General features: G+C 44.5%; 12 protein-coding genes. 3 read left to right on the forward strand and 9 right to left on the reverse strand.

The features are described from left to right. Positions 1-328: 328 nt before the first annotated feature. The 8 genes from ACT6NU_RS08930 to ACT6NU_RS08965 all read right to left on the reverse strand — a co-directional run bounded on the left by ACT6NU_RS08930 (position 329) and on the right by ACT6NU_RS08965 (position 10,031). Entirely contained in the window at positions 329-961 is a 633-nt protein-coding gene (locus ACT6NU_RS08930; protein ID WP_445381333.1) for a hypothetical protein, read from the reverse strand. 49 nt (positions 962-1,010) lie between these two features. Further along, complete coding sequence (locus tag ACT6NU_RS08935; protein ID WP_445381334.1) at positions 1,011-1,484, reverse strand: hypothetical protein; 474 nt, start codon at positions 1,482-1,484, stop codon at positions 1,011-1,013. Between the two features lie 11 nt (positions 1,485-1,495). Then, the gene (locus ACT6NU_RS08940; RefSeq protein ID WP_445381335.1) at positions 1,496-2,800 is read right to left on the reverse strand and encodes an OmpA family protein; all 1,305 of its coding nucleotides are present in this window, start codon (positions 2,798-2,800) and stop codon (positions 1,496-1,498) included. Between the two features lie 12 nt (positions 2,801-2,812). Continuing rightward, positions 2,813-3,358: a hypothetical protein gene (locus ACT6NU_RS08945; RefSeq protein WP_445381336.1), complete on the reverse strand. Its 546-nt coding sequence runs from the start codon at positions 3,356-3,358 to the stop codon at positions 2,813-2,815. Between the two features lie 24 nt (positions 3,359-3,382). Beyond that, positions 3,383-3,535: a hypothetical protein gene (locus ACT6NU_RS08950; protein WP_445381337.1), complete on the reverse strand. Its 153-nt coding sequence runs from the start codon at positions 3,533-3,535 to the stop codon at positions 3,383-3,385. A gap of 162 nt (positions 3,536-3,697) precedes the next feature. Beyond that, a complete protein-coding gene (locus tag ACT6NU_RS08955) occupies positions 3,698-5,536 on the reverse strand; it encodes a hybrid sensor histidine kinase/response regulator transcription factor (protein ID WP_445381338.1) in 1,839 nt (612 codons plus the stop codon). A 1,407-nt stretch (positions 5,537-6,943) separates the two neighbouring features. Then, positions 6,944-9,406 (reverse strand): hypothetical protein, encoded by a 2,463-nt coding sequence (locus tag ACT6NU_RS08960; RefSeq protein ID WP_445381339.1) that lies wholly within the window; start codon positions 9,404-9,406, stop codon positions 6,944-6,946. 28 nt (positions 9,407-9,434) lie between these two features. Continuing rightward, positions 9,435-10,031 (reverse strand): ribonuclease HII, encoded by a 597-nt coding sequence (locus ACT6NU_RS08965; RefSeq protein ID WP_445381340.1) that lies wholly within the window; start codon positions 10,029-10,031, stop codon positions 9,435-9,437. Positions 10,032-10,253: 222 nt separating this feature from the next. On the opposite strand from ACT6NU_RS08965, the gene ACT6NU_RS08970 reads away from it, so the two are divergent. The 3 genes from ACT6NU_RS08970 (at position 10,254) to ACT6NU_RS08980 (ending at position 15,609) form a co-directional block, all read left to right on the forward strand. After that, entirely contained in the window at positions 10,254-13,292 is a 3,039-nt protein-coding gene (locus ACT6NU_RS08970; RefSeq protein ID WP_445381341.1) for a SusC/RagA family TonB-linked outer membrane protein, read from the forward strand. Between the two features lie 20 nt (positions 13,293-13,312). After that, positions 13,313-14,764: a RagB/SusD family nutrient uptake outer membrane protein gene (locus ACT6NU_RS08975; RefSeq protein WP_445381342.1), complete on the forward strand. Its 1,452-nt coding sequence runs from the start codon at positions 13,313-13,315 to the stop codon at positions 14,762-14,764. A 140-nt stretch (positions 14,765-14,904) separates the two neighbouring features. Beyond that, positions 14,905-15,609 carry a hypothetical protein gene (locus ACT6NU_RS08980; protein ID WP_445381343.1) on the forward strand — a complete coding sequence of 235 codons (705 nt, stop codon included), beginning with the start codon at positions 14,905-14,907 and terminating at the stop codon, positions 15,607-15,609. 346 nt (positions 15,610-15,955) lie between these two features. Here ACT6NU_RS08980 and ACT6NU_RS08985 read toward each other — a convergent pair whose 3' ends face one another. Then, the gene (locus ACT6NU_RS08985) at positions 15,956-16,621 is read right to left on the reverse strand and encodes a hypothetical protein (protein WP_445381344.1); all 666 of its coding nucleotides are present in this window, start codon (positions 16,619-16,621) and stop codon (positions 15,956-15,958) included. Positions 16,622-16,659: the final 38 nt, after the last annotated feature.

Genomic DNA, 16,659 nt, shown 5'->3' on the forward strand with positions numbered 1-16,659 from the left:
AGTACTGAACCCTATTTTCGGGTAGCCCATTTGATCTTTACTTTCTATACTGGCTCTAAAGATTGCCGGTTCTCCATATCCTGAATTTGGGTAAAATTCGATTTACTACAATTAAAATGGATTACTATTAAACCAACTTGTGATCAAGCGCAGGTAATTTTTCATTCAATTGCAATTCATTTCTACTTCGTCAGCTTCTCCGGCAGCTGATGTTTCTACATAGGATTCTGAGTAATAATCGAAAAAGAAATCACCTTCCAGCTTGTTTTCAGAAAGATTCGCTTCGGCAATCCTCTAATCGTCACAACAGGCCTCCCGATCTTTAAGGTCATATCTCGTCTACTTGTATGGCCTTAATTGGTATCCATAGCTCATCGCCCCAATCCCAGTTTGGAGTAACCACGCCTACCAACTTGATCTGAATTCTCCCAGCCCTTGCTGCAGTAAATACCAGATTGATCTCCCTTTCTCTTTGATTTACAGGTATAGAATACCACTCGTTCTCATCTCCAATTGCTACAGATACCGAGCCGTTCGCGTAATCGCGTCCAAAATTCTTGAGCAGTGTTTTCTTACTGGTAAGCAAAATCTTCATCCGATATTCTTTCCCACGTTGCGCATTGTATGTAACCACACCGCCAAAGACACCACTTAACATAAAATAGTCTTTACTATAACTACCTTCGAACCATAATTCCATGTTGGGGTTATAGGGTCTCAGGGTGGTGATTTTCACACTCTTCCGCGAAGGTAGATTTAGTTTAGATTGGGGCACCTTCAGAGGCGTTGCTTTGCGAATGTCAAAACTCTTTGGCAAGGCTACTTTATCTAGCTTGGCATTGCTCGGTTGAACCGAAACGACAGACCCCAGATTTCTGGTTGTGATTTTACTCTTTCCAATTTGCCCAAAGGCAACAGAAATAAATAAAAGACTAAGTAGTGTTGAACTTATTGTTTTCATTGGTTTACAGTTTATAATTATCACTTTGTTGACATCTTAGCATCAGGGCTTAGCGAGTAGAATTTGAATTATAACACGCATTATTGGGCAGTACTCTATTGGCTGCCCATTTATAAAATGCTTCGCCTACACGAAGTGTATTGCTTAGCCTCACCTTGTCCAGTTTGGGGTTTTTCAGGCAAACTTTGTTGGGATTAAAAGAATTCACAGTAGCTGAGATATATACCCGTCCTTTTGCGTTCCGCCTAATCTTTCGCTTTAAGGTAACCTGGGCTGTTACAAATACCTTGCAACCCTCAAATCGCAGATCTTCGATCTTGTTTATGACCATAGTCTTGCGGCTACTGATTTTATAAGTTGCTCCTTCACTGGAATTTCTCACTTCTGATAGAATTCTAGGTTTTAAGGCATTGCCGATTCTTTCGGTTGTCGTACAGCTTTGGGCCATAACCTCATTCATGAACCCTGTAATCATGATACCGATTACAAATAGTCTGATTACTTGTGATAGTTGAGTTTTCATTTTTTAAGAGTTTAAAGTTTAACAAATTGTACACGTCTGTTTTTAGCCTTCCCATCTGACGTACTGTTCTCTGCCACTGGTTCAGACTCCCCCTTGCCTTCCGCTTCCAGCCGGCCCGGATCTATTCCGTACACGGATACCAGGGCTCCTTTTACGGCCTGTGCTCTTCGCAGGGACAGGTCTTTATTGGCTGCTTCATCCCCATCGGCATCTGTGTGGCCTACGATGAGCAGGTTGAGGCTGATGTCCTGCTGTAGGACCTGTGAGATTTGCCGGATGATCCCCAGAGATTGGGGTTGGAGGTTAGCAGAACCACTGTCGAAAAGGATGCCGTTTGTGGAGACCGACCCCTGTTCGATCAGCTGGCGCCTGAGGTCCTGGCCACCTTCGGCAACCTTGAGGTTGCGGATAAAGAGGCGCTCTTTTCCGTCCTTAAAATTGATGAGTTCAAATTTGAGCCGGTCTGGTCGGTTGGCGGCTGGTACCAACCTTGGGATATCCACCACCTTCATTTCATCTACCCACATGCGGAAACGCTGCTTGTTCACCGCAATGGAAATATGCGGCTGGTTCAGCACGGCTTCCCGGATATCGGCACTTACTTCGTTGTTGATGTCTTTGGTGCTGTTGCGGACCCAAAGCCCTACAGCGGCGTACTGGCAGAAGGACATTTGGGCATAGGCATAATTGCCCAATTGAAAGCCGGGGTCGTCCGAAAGAATGACCTTCATGACCGTTGTAGAAGCGGTTTGTTGGTCAATCCCGATAGCCAAAAGGTCGAATTCAATGGTGTATTCTTCAGGCAACTGAGGTACATCCGGAATATGGTATATAGTGTATCCGGATTTCATTTCATACCACTTCTCAGATCCTTCGGCTGTGCTGACTACTTCACCTCCGCCATTAGTGTTCCACTTGCTGGGGAAGTCGCCTATATAATCCGATTCAAAATCGTCAAAGAACAGCGGCTGGTCTCCGGGAACAAAATCAAATTTGCTGTAGATCTCCAGGGAGGCCAAATCGCTTTCCTCTTCAAAACCTTCTTCATCTTCATATTCCCCATCTCCCTCCCCATAAGGATCATCATTGCCATTTTTGCCTTTCTTCTTCCGTATTTTCTTTCCCGGGGCTTCCAAAATAGTATCCATGGTCTTTTCCGTCTCTTCGGCAGTTTTTTCCTCTACCTTCCTGAGGATCGTTTCCTCGGCCGCTTCTGCGGCACGTTTTTTTAGCTTTTTAAGGATCTGGGCCTCACCATGACCCCAACCCCCCAAAATGAGCGTAATTAACAACAGTATCTTGTATTTGGATTCCATGACTATAATGAATTAGATGAGACATGTAGTTTTAAAAATGGATAGGGTAAAGGCAACAGTCATGCTGTTTTCGTCACGTTCCGCGATGAGGTAGTACCCGTTTTTCTTCTTTACCAGGGTGAGTTCATAGATCAGGTGGTAGTATTGACTGTTCCTGATATCCATGACCAGACCACTACTCGATTTTCTGAGTTTGAGAGTTGTGCTCAGAACTCGTCGGGATCCATTCTCATTTAGTCCGGCTTCAATATTAAATGTGGCGACCAGGTTTTTCCCATCAATCTTAAGTGCTCCCGCTCCATGGCGGGTCTCGACCTTGTAATCCTTTTTTGCCGTACTGGTAGGATTAAGCTGCAGGGAGGTAAGTGCAATATTGAAACATTGGCCTGTTTTAAGACCATTGATGACTTCATCAAAGGTGTCTGGCAGCCCTACCGGGGAGCTGACCCCTGTATTGAGGGAAGGGCTTTTTACCTTTGTTTTTGTGATCTGCCCATGTGAGGCAAAAGTGGTCAGATAAACAAAGGCGATAAGGAATAGATGTGCTGAGTTTTTCATAGTGCTGGTATTTTAATGAGACATTCAGTTATTTTTTTTAAAATGTATTCTTTTGATGACCTTGTTCTTATTAATGATCTTTAACTCATAGTTCCCCTGTTTTAGGTGGTTGATGTTCAGATAGATCTCAAAGCCCTGCATCTCTTTCAAGGCACCTTCATATCTTTTTTTCTTCATGGGGTCATGAAGGTTTTAGGTTAGGCTGCTGGCGGTATCGTCTGCATGCTGACGATCACAAAACAAACCTATCGATTAAGAAATCCTGAGGATAAGAGCCATGTATCAAAGCCTGTAACATATGTAACATGCCTTGTAGATACTGGGCGCAAAAGGGATTGTCTAGGAGGACTTTTTGCTGAATTCTGTGGGAGAGACCCCGTAGGCTTCTTTAAAGCACTTTGCAAAGTAAGAGGGGTCGTTAAAACCTACTTCATATCCGATATGCGATACGTTGGCATCACTTTTCCTGAGCAGATCGGCCGCCAGTTTCAGGCGTTGGGAGCGAACAAATTCGGAAGCTGAGAGCCCTGTTAACGCTTTGAGTTTTCTGTGGAGTTGCATCCTGCTCATGGCAACGGCCTCACTGAATTCCTGTATACTGAAGGAGGATTCTGTAAGCCTGTTGTCCAAAACCTTTTGCACCCGTTCCAGAAAAAGTTCATCCAGGCTGGTGATGGCAATGTCCTTGGGTCTGAGTATGACCTCCTGGCTGTAGCGCTCTCTTAAAGCCTTACGGGAATCAATCAGATGGGATACACGGGTATTAAGTGTTTTAATTTTAAAGGGTTTGGTAACATAGGCATCTGCACCTGTGGATAGGCCTTTGTACTGGTCTTCTTCCCCGGCCCTTGCCGTAAGCAGGATAATGGGGATATGGCTTGTGCGCTCATCACTTTTCAGGGTCTGGCATAGGGTGAGCCCGTCTACCTCAGGCATCATAATATCTGAGATAATCAGGTCAGGCACCCGTTCCAGGGCAATCTCAGTGCCTCGTTTGCCATCGCCTGCTTCGATGACCTTGTATTCTTTAGAGAAATTGTTCCTTAGGAGTTGCCTTACATCGGTATTGTCTTCAGCCACAAGGATGATGGGCCGCTCATCGATTTCGGTAAATTCCTCAAACGCATCACCAGGCCCGGGATCAATAGTTGCCTTACGAACCGGAGCTACAGCACCCTCTGCCGACCGATCTGCAATTTCTTCAGCCTTAAAGGCTTCTTTGGCAACAGGGAATTCCGCGATGATCTGAAAGGTGCTTTCATCCAGGGCCTTGATCTGTACAGACCCATGGCAGGCCTGGACCAGCTCCCGTACCAGGGAAAGTCCTATGCCTGCTCCTTCGGTATGGGAATCAGCCTGGTAGAATCTTTCGAATAATTTTTCAAGGTTTTTGGGGTCCAGGGTCAGTGCCGTATTTCTTACTGAAAGCACGGCTTTGTTACCATTACGACTGGCCCTGAGGGAGACGCCGCCTCCGCTGTTGGTATACTTCAAGGCATTAGACAAAAGGTTGGCCATGACCTTTTCAATAACGTCCCTGTCAAACCAGGCTTTTTCCAGATCTTCCACCGTAATTTCGAACTCAATGTTACGTCGGGATGCCAAATATTGAAAGCCTTCTGCCTGTGTTCTGATCGTCCTTCCAAGATCTCCTTCTACCGCACGGATCTGATATTTCCCTGATTCCAGACGGGACAGGTCTAGCAGTTGATCCACCAGATTTAACAATCGCCTGGAGTTCCGATCGATCATTTCAAGGTCTTGCCGATCTTCAGGTGATATATTTTCAGAAGACAATCTCTGTTCGACAGGTCCCATAATCAGGGTAAGGGGGGTGCGGAACTCATGGGAGATATTGGCAAAGAAATTGGATTTAAGCCGGTCTAGCTCCCGGAGTTTGTCATTAGTCCTCTTTCTGTTCCGGTATTGAACGAAAAGGAAGATCCCGATCATAGAGGTGATCCCGATCCCGCCCAGCAACAAGTTGCGCTGGTTTGTTTTTTGCTGTTCAACCAGTTCTTTTTCTGTGTTGAGCAGGGCGATTTCCTGTTCTTTTTTTTCAGTCTGGTATTTACTTTCAAGTTCTAGAGTTACATCAACTTTTTGTTTTCGTGAGAGACTATCTTGCAATTGAAAAGCTCTGTCTAATGCGGCATAAGCTTCTTTGTATCTTCCCAATTTCGAATATGAATATGAAAGTCCATCTAAAGTCCCTAGAATATTACCTATTCTTTTAGATTTTATTTCATCATAAATTTCAAGTGCCTTTAACTGGTATTCAGCTCCTTCTGAATATTTTGAGATCTTGTTATAAAAACCACCCAAACTAGAATAACACAATGCCAAATCACTGAAATTTTCTGAATTTTCGAAAAGTGGAATACGGAGTTTATAGTAATATTCTGCTGAATCCAATTCATTTAAACGCATGTAGTTGGCAGCTAAATTCCAATATAAATCTGACTTGGTTCTTTCACTAGAAGATGGACTGAGGTAGCCCAATGCTCTATGATAATTAATTATTGCCTCTCTTCTTTTATCAGTCCTAGATTGAATATCGCCGAGCAAATTATATACTTTGGAAGTGCTTTCGGCATCATTTATTTTAAACGCGTATTCTAAACCTTGATTTGAATAATGAGTTAACTTTTTTAGGGTTAGTGTATCAATATCAGTGTCCATTGAGTACATAATTAATCTCGCAATCTGGATTGTATTGGAAATTGATTTTTGAGTAACAATAGAGTACGTTTTTGAGATTGAATCGGCCTTGAGGTAATAATCAATTGCTACATTGTCCTCAAAAATGTTGTAATGATGATTTCCAATTCTAAAATATAATTGAAATAAAGATTCAGGATTATCCTGACGTTTAGCGATTCTCTCAGCTAATTGGAGATATCCTTTTTTTTCTCGTTTTTTGAATTCATTGGTTATTTTAACCAAAAGGATTAGAGATTCTAGAAATAAGGAATCATTATTATGCGATTCAAAAATTTCCGCGCTACGAGAGGCTTGCTTAAAAGCACTTTCCATTGATCCTGATAAATACAATGAATCTGCTTTATCCAAGCCAACAGTTCCCTCCAGTATAGTGACTTTATTTTGGCTATAAATTTGTAGGGTGTATAGAAGCAAGAATAGATGCAACCATACTTTAAAGCGTAATTTCAAAGTATTTTGTACAATTGAGCTCATTGCTATCATTGTAAATATATAATGATATTCAAGATCGGATTATCGGGATATGCTCAATGAGAGGATTGTAACTTTTTAATGTTACATATTTTTTAGATCAACTTTTTTTAATGGATGATCAATCCTCAATTATCAAGATTCATACATTTCTTAAGAATTAAGTAATGTATTGAATTCTAAGTTCAAAAGTATAACCGTCTTAAAATAAGCCAAATCATCGGATTTTGAAAGGGAAATCTGATGAAACGGAATGTACGCTAAAATTACTTTAGACTGCATGCGATCACCGAATTCTTCTGAAACTTGGAGACGATCTCCACCCCCCTGTCGTTATTCATGTCCGACAGGTCGCTAGGGGAGGCTTCTTTATTAATGGCAGGAAGCGCTTTACCTGCGGATCCGGTAAAGCGCAAAAGCACTATCCCTGTACTGTACGGTCAGTTCGGGATTCCGGTCATTATCGGTATCCGCCATATCTGCCAGGCCGTTCCCTTCCACAGGGAAACCTTTAAGGGGGGAGGCATCAGACCGGAACAGGAACACCCGCTGGCTTTGAATGTCGGTCACAGCCACATAAATGATATCGTGCAGGTAAAAAATGCCCGGATGGGTATAGACCCCCAGGTCCAGCTCAGCGCTTTTCCCTTTTATTCTCAATTCATTATCATTCATCACCGCCAGGGTTTTGGTGGTGGCATCTATCCCGTGGTCTTTATTAAGGCGTAAAGGAATCCGTCCGACCTTCCCCCTGGGGTCAATGGTAACCAGCATGCCATCGGCTTCCGTAAAGGCAAAGGTGTTTTTGTAGAGATACACCGGGTTGTCCGAAAAATCAAAGCGATCTGTTACTTTTACGCGGGTATCTCCAACGCGGTTCAGGATTTTCAGCTGCCCGTTTTCCAGTTTAAAGATCAGGTAATCTTTAACCCCTATCCGAATATGATTCGGAGTCCCCTTTACGGGGCTTTCTGCTTCCCGGAACTTAAAGCCGCGCACCTCGCGTCCCTGGCCGTCAAACATAAAAACCTTGCTTCCCTGGCACAATACCATACGGTAGTTCCGATTCGTTTCATAATCAAAAACGGCCAGTTCGCTAAGGTTGCTTCCCGGGAAAGATTTGGGAAAAGGCGCTACTTCCTCGCCATTGCGATCCAGGACCATCAATTCGGAACTGGTACTGAACGCCATTTGTAACTTTCCGTTTTTAAACAGGTCTACCTGTGATATTTTCCCCCGTATGCGGCCATTGAGCTCTTTCTCCCAGTAGCGGTTACCGCGGTCCGAATACAGGTATAATCTATTGTTTTCATCCTGTACTGCTATATCCATACGGCCGGTCAGATGGTTTTTTAAAAATTGGGGCCCCCAGCTGATCCCCGCCTCCAGTTGCCGTGTAAATTGAAGTTCTACCGCCTGTTTTTCAGCTTCCGCAGTAGGTTTCCCGCGGAGTTGATACGATAATAGCGAGTATTCCGAAGCGGCATTTATTTCTGCCAGGTACAGGTAATCGTTCGGGAGGCTTGCCATGATATTTGCAGGGAGGCTGAAAATAGTTGCCGGATCCTTTAAAAGTTTTGCCTCCCCGGGCTTGGTTACTATGGCCAGGGCTGAAGCCTCTGTTGGAAGGGATTGGCTGATGTTTTCGAACGATTCCTGATAAGCGTAGGTATCCTTGCGGGAATAGGCGCTGATCAGGCCCTGAATTGCCTCCAGGTTCTTTGAAAAGATAAAATAGTTTTCAAGATTGCAATAGAAATTGGGGGGGTCAATTTTATTGAGCAGCGGCTCAAAGGCCTGTTGCAGCAAGCCAGCGTCCTTAAGGCTGGTAATAGAACTTCCCTGGAAGGAGGAAACCTCGCCCTTAAACGGGCGCAGCGCTTCTTCCATAAGGTCCGTATTGACTGATTTTACAGCAAAAAGGGTCTCATTCGAGATCTCAAAAAGGCTCAGGTGTTCTGTGCTTTCAACAATATTTGCATGGGTGTTTTTCCGTGCGAGCAATACGTTCTGATTAGCTAAAAACCGGGTGGGGTCTGCCAGGGAATAGCTGTAAATCCCGGTTGTATTGGTTGGGGCGATACGCGCCACCTCTAAAAGCGGTAATACCGGAATATTTTTAATAAGACTGCGGTTATTAAGTAATGAGTCTGGCTGTGTTTCCGTCCCCTGCAGCCTGAAGGAGTCGTAGGCCATATGTAAGTCATAGGCAGCCCATTTACCAGCATCAAGCGATGTGAGAGGGGCCAGATTTTCTGTCAGAATCCATTGGGATGGATGCATACCCGATTCAGGCAGGATCAGCGAGGCACTGGCATAGGGATTGGTGGTTTGCAAAGCCCTGCGAAGACCTGATTTCAATGCCTCCGGGATATCCCCGGAGGAATGCAGGAGGCGCTCGCTGGAGGCTATTATTTGATATCTGTCTGTTTTTCGGGATGCCAGTTTAGAGGAATCCGGCAATTTCCATTTCAGATTTTCCGTGCTCGCATCGGCAGTTTGTTTATCGGTAGCAGGCCCAGTGAGTGCCTGGGCAGTTGCGTTGTCCTTAAATATATACAGCCAATCTTCAGGCTTTGTGGTCATCATCAGAAAACCTTCCCCGGAAACATTCAGATCCAGGATACGCTCCAGGGCAGTGCGCAGGGCGTTCTCTTTTGCCCCTGCAAAAGAACTGGCAGTCAGGTCACAATTTCGATAATCGGAACGGAGGCGGTCAGGATCCTTGATTTTTACAATCATGGAAACCTCTTCGGGCAGGTAATCCAGGACTTCCTCTTGAGGTGAAGAGCCGGGTCTGCAGGAAGTAATCAAGAGAAAAAGGAAAAATAATGCAACACCTGCTGCTCTCATGTAGAAAAACTTTACCCAAAAGTACTGCCTAGAATTCAAAATTCAATTGCCTGGGTAATAATTGAAAGCTTTTTCTATGGTGCTCGGTTATTCCAAATTTTTTTATTGCGATCCGGTGGGCCCGCGTCGGGTACCCCTTGTTCCGATCCCACCCGTATTGAGGGTATGCCTCGTGAAGTGTTTTCATATAGGCATCCCGGGCCGTTTTTGCAAGTACAGATGCCGCAGCAATATTCAGAAAACGGGCATCCCCTTTCACAAGACAATTATGAGGGATATCCTGATATGGGTAGAAACGATTGCCGTCTACCGCAATAGCTTCAGGCCTTTTAGCTAACTGATCCAGGGAAAGATGCATGGCTCGTATGGAGGCTTTCAGAATATTGATTTTGTCTATTTCCTCAGGGAAAACATGGGCAATCCCAAACGAAACTGCCTCCTGCCGGATTTGGCTTTCCAGTTGCTTTCTTCTTACCTCAGAAAGTTGTTTGGAATCATTGAGCACCTCACTGCTGAATTGCTCTGGTAAAATGACAGCTGCAGCCGTAACCGGACCGGCAAGGCATCCCCTGCCTGCTTCGTCGGTTCCGGCCTCACATACGCAACTATAAACCTTTTTTAGCATCTAACACCCGATAAATATTCCTAAATAAGTAGAAAAAGTCCAAAAAAGCACAAAGAGTTTCTGTTAAAAAAATAGATTTTGTTTAGCAAAAGGCTAAAAAATCCAAGCTAATCGTAAAACTGGATTGTATTTTAACAGTTCGAGTTTATGCAACAAAATGTGTTTTGGAAAATTAACTATTTATAGGGATTTTTGCGACTGGCTAATTCAAAAACTAATTAAATGAGATCAAAACTAACTTGGATCTTAACGCCTTTATTATTGGTGTTGAGCATCAATTTCTCCTTTGCACAGGAGAAAACGATTTCGGGTAACGTAACGGACCAGAATGGTTTGCCATTACCCGGGGTTTCAGTAGTAGTTGTGGGAACAACTCGCGGAACCCAGACAGATTTTGACGGTAACTATTCCCTGAATGCCTCCATGGGAGAAACATTGCGGTATAGTTATCTGGGTCAAAAAACCGTAACGCGCGTCGTTGGTGCATCCAATACCATAAATATTCAAATGGAAGAAGATGCTGAGACCCTCGAAGAAGTGGTGGTAGTTGGATACGGAACGCGATCCAGCGAACTGAGTACTTCTGCGGTTGCAACGGTTAAAACGGATGCGATCGAGTCCTTTGTTCCATCCACCTCTGTAGATAACATTCTGCAGGGTCAGGCCGCCGGTGTGCAGGTAACTGCTGCTAACGGGCGTCCGGGACAAACGGCTTTCGTACAGATTCGTGGGGTTGGTTCCATTAATGCGAGTACTACTCCTTTATATGTAATTGACGGAACACCTGTAGACGCTGGTTTTGTGAACAACCTGAACCCCAATGACATTGAAAGTCTTTCCATCCTGAAAGATGCTGCCACTGTTTCCAAATATGGATCACGGGGTGCAAACGGGGTTGTGGTAATTACAACTAAAGGCGGTCGTTCCGGCGAAGCACAGGTGGTATTCAGATCATCTTATGGTTTTGGAGAGCGTATTCCAGATCCGTTTGATCTTATGAATACTGAGCAGAAGCTGCGATTGGAGAAAGAGTTTGCAGACCTGGGTGTTAACGCAGCTCAAAGTTTACCAGGTGCCAATGCCTCACCAGAAGAGCGTGCCCGCCTTCTGGCCCTTGATACCAACTGGGAAGAGGAATTATTGAGAAAGTCAGCTATTCAATCTAACTCGCTCACTGTTTCAGGTGGGAGTGAAGAATTGACCTACCTGCTTTCATTAGGATATGATAAAAACACAGGTATAATTGACCGTATTAAAGGTTTCGAAAGGGTAACAGCTCGTTTGAATACGACCTACCAGGCAAAAGAATGGCTGAATATTGGAGCAAACATCTCCATGTCTCGTAATACAACAGATCTGCCGAGGGACCGGAACAACGTTCAGAACCCCTTCCGTGCTATGTACGATTACAACCCATGGGATCCACTTTTCCTCAGGGATGGTACCGGTGCTGTAGTCACCGATTCCGATGGTAATCCTGTTTACAACCCTACCACAACAGGGTTTCCAATTGCCCTGGCCCTTCAAACAGAGCCAGAAAATAACAGGAACTTCCTGATAGTTGGTAACCTGAGTGCTGATATGACCCTGTCTGATAAATTCAGTAACAGTTTTGCACTGGGTGCAACCAATAACCGTTTTAACCGTACCAACCGGTCACTGGCCGGAGGGGTTCTGCAAGGCTTTGTAGGAGACGCTAATTTCCCGGGTACGCAGACGGATAACTTCAGCAACACGCTGCAGTACAACGTAAGTAACTTGTTTACGTATAATGATACGTTCGGAAGCAACCATAATTTAACTGCCAGCTTCCTGCTGGAATACAACGAAAGAATCTTCACTTCTTTATTTGCAACGAGCCGAGGATTCCCTTCACCCGACATTCCTTATCAGAATGTTGCAGCGGAGGCTTCCAACGCAGGTTCTAACGAAGCCAGAAGAATTCTGTTCTCTCAGGGTCTTTTCGTAGATTATGACTACGATGGAAAGTATATCGTTTCCGGATCCCTGCGTCGTGACGGTTCTTCCCGATTTGGTCCGGACAACAAATACGGTACCTTCTACAGTGGAAGTGTTGCGTGGAACATTGCCCGTGAAAGCTTTATGGAAAACACTGCTTTCAACAACCTGAAGCTTAGAGCTTCTTACGGTACTTCGGGTAACCAGAACATTGGGGATTTCAACTTCCTGAACCTTTTAGGATTCAATACCTACAATGGGCAGACCACTGCTATTCCATTAGGAGTGGGTAACCCTGAGATCCAATGGGAATCACAGGCGATACTCGATATCGGTGTGGAATTCGGTTTATTTAACAACCGAATTAACGGGGTAATAGATTACTTTAAGAAAAACTCCAAAGACCTGTTGCTGAATCGTCCATTGTCCCAGACAGTTGGTGATGAAGATAATTCTATCCTGGCAAACATTGGTGAAATTGAAAACAGCGGGGTTGAGATCTCTCTTAATGCTGATGTAGTTCGCGGGGAAAACTTCCTGTGGAGCGTAGGAGGTAACATTACTTTCCTGGATAACCGAGTGGTTTCCCTGGTAGATGGCGAAGACATCATCAACGGAAATACAATCCTGCGGGAAGGAGAGGAAATCAACTCTTTCTACCTGGAGCGTTATGCCGGGGTGAATCCTGCCAACGGGGAGCCATTGTACCTGGATACTGATGGAAATGTAACCAATGAATACAGCCCGAGCTTCCAGGTATTGCTGGAAGACAAATCTCCGGCTGCTGACCTCGAAGGTGGATTCTTTACCTCCTTTAAATATAATGGATTCGGGCTACGTGCCGACTTTGTTTACAAAGCCGGGAACTACATCCTGAACTTCCAAAGACAGCAAGGTATCGCAATCGGGAACATCAACCGTAACCAGAGGGTTGAAGCCTTTAACTACTGGAAAAATCCTGGAGACCAGAATGTACTGCCATCTCCATTATTCCAGAATACAGCAGACCAGGGTACAGACCGGTTCCTTGAAAGAGGAGATTATGTTCGATTGAGAACCTTAACGCTTGACTACAACCTCCCAAGCAGATTTGTTAATGATATAGGATTGGATTCCTTCCGTTTCTTCGTAACCGGTCAGAACCTCCTTACCTTTACAAATTACAACGGGGATCCTGAGATTGGATTGGGTTCTGCAGAAACTGCTGCACCAGGTAACGCAGGCTTCGTGCCCGGAGAGTTTTCGCTCTTTAGTTACCCTCAGACCAGGTCCTACACCTTTGGATTTGAAATAGGATTTTAATAAAAAAAATGAGCAAAGAAATGAAAAATAGGTATTTACAAATATTGGTTTTTGTTCTCGCATTCGGCTTTGTAGCCTGTGACGATGAGCTAAATGACCTGCAGCCATTTACACAAGGAAATCCTGAGACATTTTTTAACAGTGTTTCATCTTTCCAAAATGGTGTAGACGGTATCTACAGCCAGCTCTGGAACTACTATTCCAGCCCGGGCAGTGGGATGCAGGGAATTCCGGATATCCTCTCTGACAATGTCGTATTGGTACAGACAGGAAGGACTTCCAACGAACTTTACTATGATTACCGCTACGTTCCGAACTCCGGTGGAGCTATTCCATTATACTGGAGCGAGGCTTACGAGGCAGTAAACGCTGCAAACCTGATTATCGGTCAGATCGATAACCTGGCTGACGGTCCTGACAAGGACAACATCCTGGGGCAGGCTTTGGCCGCACGCGCCTGGGCGCACTTCGATCTGGTCCGCTCTTTTGCGCAGATTCCAACCCAAAGTGCCGGAGCCGGTGCTTCTGACGGAATCGTGTACATTAAGGTAGAAGATGGGGATACAGGAGATCCTTTTGCACAACCCAGCAGGGAAACGGTAGACAGCAATTATGCTGAAATTATCGGTGACCTGGAGAGGGCGAGTCAGTTAATCGCTGCATCCAATGGAGAAGGAAGACTGAACCGTAATGGGGTTTATGGAATGCTTTCCAGGGTATACCTCTATAATGGAGATTATCAGGATGCCATCGATGCGGCAAACCAGGTAACCACTTCCCTGGCTACTGCGGCTGAATTGCTGGATATGTACGAGGATACTACTAATTCGGGAATCGTAATTGAGTTGTCTGTTAATACTTCTTCTGAGAGTAACTTCAACAATGTTGGGGTATTGTATAGCCAGTCTAACTCTTCCTCTACTATTTCTGAATATGCGATTGAATATGAATTCTTTACCTCTATAGACCCTAATGACCTGCGCAGGAATGTGATTCAGTTTGTGGGTACAAACCAGGGGAATGATTATAATGCTATTCGCAAATTCCTTGGAGAAGCCGGACAGGTTAACGGACGTCTCGACATCAAAGTTATGCGTGCAGCAGAAGTATTGCTGAACAAGGCTGAAGCACAGTTCGAGCTTGGGCAAGAGCCTCAGGCCCTTGCAACGCTTGACCAGTTGAGAGCCCAGCGATTCACTGGCTTTAGTTCACCTGGAGAAACCGGACAGGCCCTTGAGGATGCTATCCAGTTTAACAGAAGGGTAGAACTCTGCTTCGAAGGACACCGCTTCTTTGACCTGAAGCGTCGTGGAGAAGCCATTCAGCGCTCTGCTTTTGGAGATATTATAGATGGATCCGGGACTCCGGCTGAGGTTCAGACCTTATCTGCAGGTGATTTCAGGTTCCAGCTTCCAATCCCGATTGCAGAAATCAATGCAAACCCAAATATGGCCCAAAATAGCGGTTATTAAAAAGTAGAAAAATGAAGAACTTAGTATATAAAATTTCATTACTTCTCGCAGTAGCCCTTATTGGGATTTCTTGTGAGGACAACGAAACGCCGATTTTCGATGTAGAAAACGGCCGAGCAATTGCAGGGTTCAACGGGGGCTTGGAGTCAACCCGTATAACCTTTAACCCTGCTGAGAATACAGATAATACTATTACCGTTGGAGTATCTACCTTGTCTGACTCTCCGAGATCTGTAGTTTTGGAAGTGGATGCATCGTCTACGCTGGATCCTGCTTTCTACAGTATAGATAACCTCTCGCCTTCGATTGCGGCCGGAGATTTTACTGTAGATATTACCATAACCACTATCCCAGGTGTAGACCTGCCTTCAGCCACTGACGCTATTGTTTTAAACCTGGTGTCTGTTGAAGGAGCTGAAATTGGAGAAAACAGCATCGACGTCCTTTCCGTAGGTTTGGATGTACAGTGCCCCAGTGTGATTATTGAAGACCTTGCGGGGAGCTATGATGTAGTAGCTTCCACTTTCGCAGGTTTCTTCGGGGAGACGGATTTCACCCGCGAGGTAGTCTTAGGACCAGGAGAAAACCAGATCACTATAGTTGATGGTACGTATATAAATGAGGGTGCTGAGGACCTGATTCTCACAATTGACCCTGAAACAGGTTCAATTATCGCGGTAGATGAGACTAAGATTAACTCAACAGTTAGTTTTGGACCTAATTTCTACCGATTACTTCCAGGTGGTCGCGTGCTAACCTGTGTTGGGATCATAGAGATGACCTTGGATTTTAGCGCAAATATTGCTGGAAACCCACACGTGTTTAACCTGGTTAAGCAGCCGTAATTAATCCAATAATTATTCCTGATCAGGGATAAAAATGGTAAAAGAGCCTTCCAATGGAAGGCTCTTTTTTTGTTCAGGACAGTATCATTTAAGTCCCTTAATAGGATGGTTTACCCCTTGCTTAATTATTTTCCCGCTACACTAGAGATAGATCTTAATTTAGATGCATTATCCCGTAATTAAGCTGAGCTTAAACAAAAATCAATAAGTATGGTATTGTGGGGCGTAACAGATCAGTGAGAACATTTACCAGGGTAAAGAGGTTGCTTGCCCCTATAAGCACGGATACTCCTATAGTTTGCCATTTCGGGCATGCTGTAGCCAGGTTATTCCTGCCGAAAGTACTTTACAAGCTGTTGTAGTAGTGCAAAAGATCAATTACATCGGATTCCTTGCGCAGATTTAGCTTATTGCCGGAAATATATTCCTGCAGTGCTTTTTTCTGGTCTCCAAGGGTTTTTAATACCCATTTCTTGCTCAAGCGGATTTTTTCAGCCGGCGCCTCCCCTTTTTTCAGGTAATACGAACTGATATCGATATAGGTGGGGGGCACATATTTGCCGTAATTGGTATCCGGAACCCTTCCCTGGCGTAACTTAACTTCGGGTTTAAATAACAGTACAACCTCCCCTTCGTTAAGCGGGTTAAAATATCCGACCCGTTGTAAATCTCTATCGGTGGTGTAGGGAAGCATTTTATACGTTTTATCTCCTATTTGAGCTGTAATGTATGCCCTTTTCAGCAGTGGGGCATATTGCTTCTGTCCGGCAAATATTTCTATTTCGCTGATGTAGGCATTATACCTCATAGGCTTCTCAAGGGAAACATCCCCATTGACATAAACCCTGCCTCCTTTGAACTCATCTTCCAGATATGGGGAGCCATCGGTCTTTTCCTGATCATAGGAGCGATTAACGGTGGATAATTGAAGCACCCCGCCTTCGGGGTTATTCAGGGTAAGCTGAGCCGACCCAATGATTGGAATAAAGAGCAAAAGCTTGAATGCTTTCATAAATAGTGTTCCTGTTTTAATATAAATTAATGCTTATT

It is taken from the genome of Robiginitalea rubriflava, assembly GCF_052540725.1.

What these genes read in the sequence shown, in the direction of transcription:
- ACT6NU_RS08930 (WP_445381333.1), bottom strand. Translation starts at nt 961, where the DNA reads ATGAAAACAATAAGTTCAACACTACTTAGTCTTTTATTTATTTCTGTT.
- ACT6NU_RS08935 (WP_445381334.1), bottom strand. Translation starts at nt 1,484, where the DNA reads ATGAAAACTCAACTATCACAAGTAATCAGACTATTTGTAATCGGTATC.
- ACT6NU_RS08940 (WP_445381335.1), bottom strand. Translation starts at nt 2,800, where the DNA reads ATGGAATCCAAATACAAGATACTGTTGTTAATTACGCTCATTTTGGGG.
- ACT6NU_RS08945 (WP_445381336.1), bottom strand. Translation starts at nt 3,358, where the DNA reads ATGAAAAACTCAGCACATCTATTCCTTATCGCCTTTGTTTATCTGACC.
- ACT6NU_RS08950 (WP_445381337.1), bottom strand. Translation starts at nt 3,535, where the DNA reads ATGAAGAAAAAAAGATATGAAGGTGCCTTGAAAGAGATGCAGGGCTTT.
- ACT6NU_RS08960 (WP_445381339.1), bottom strand. Translation starts at nt 9,406, where the DNA reads ATGAGAGCAGCAGGTGTTGCATTATTTTTCCTTTTTCTCTTGATTACT.
- ACT6NU_RS08965 (WP_445381340.1), bottom strand. Translation starts at nt 10,031, where the DNA reads ATGCTAAAAAAGGTTTATAGTTGCGTATGTGAGGCCGGAACCGACGAA.
- ACT6NU_RS08970 (WP_445381341.1), top strand. Translation starts at nt 10,254, where the DNA reads ATGAGATCAAAACTAACTTGGATCTTAACGCCTTTATTATTGGTGTTG.
- ACT6NU_RS08975 (WP_445381342.1), top strand. Translation starts at nt 13,313, where the DNA reads ATGAAAAATAGGTATTTACAAATATTGGTTTTTGTTCTCGCATTCGGC.
- ACT6NU_RS08985 (WP_445381344.1), bottom strand. Translation starts at nt 16,621, where the DNA reads ATGAAAGCATTCAAGCTTTTGCTCTTTATTCCAATCATTGGGTCGGCT.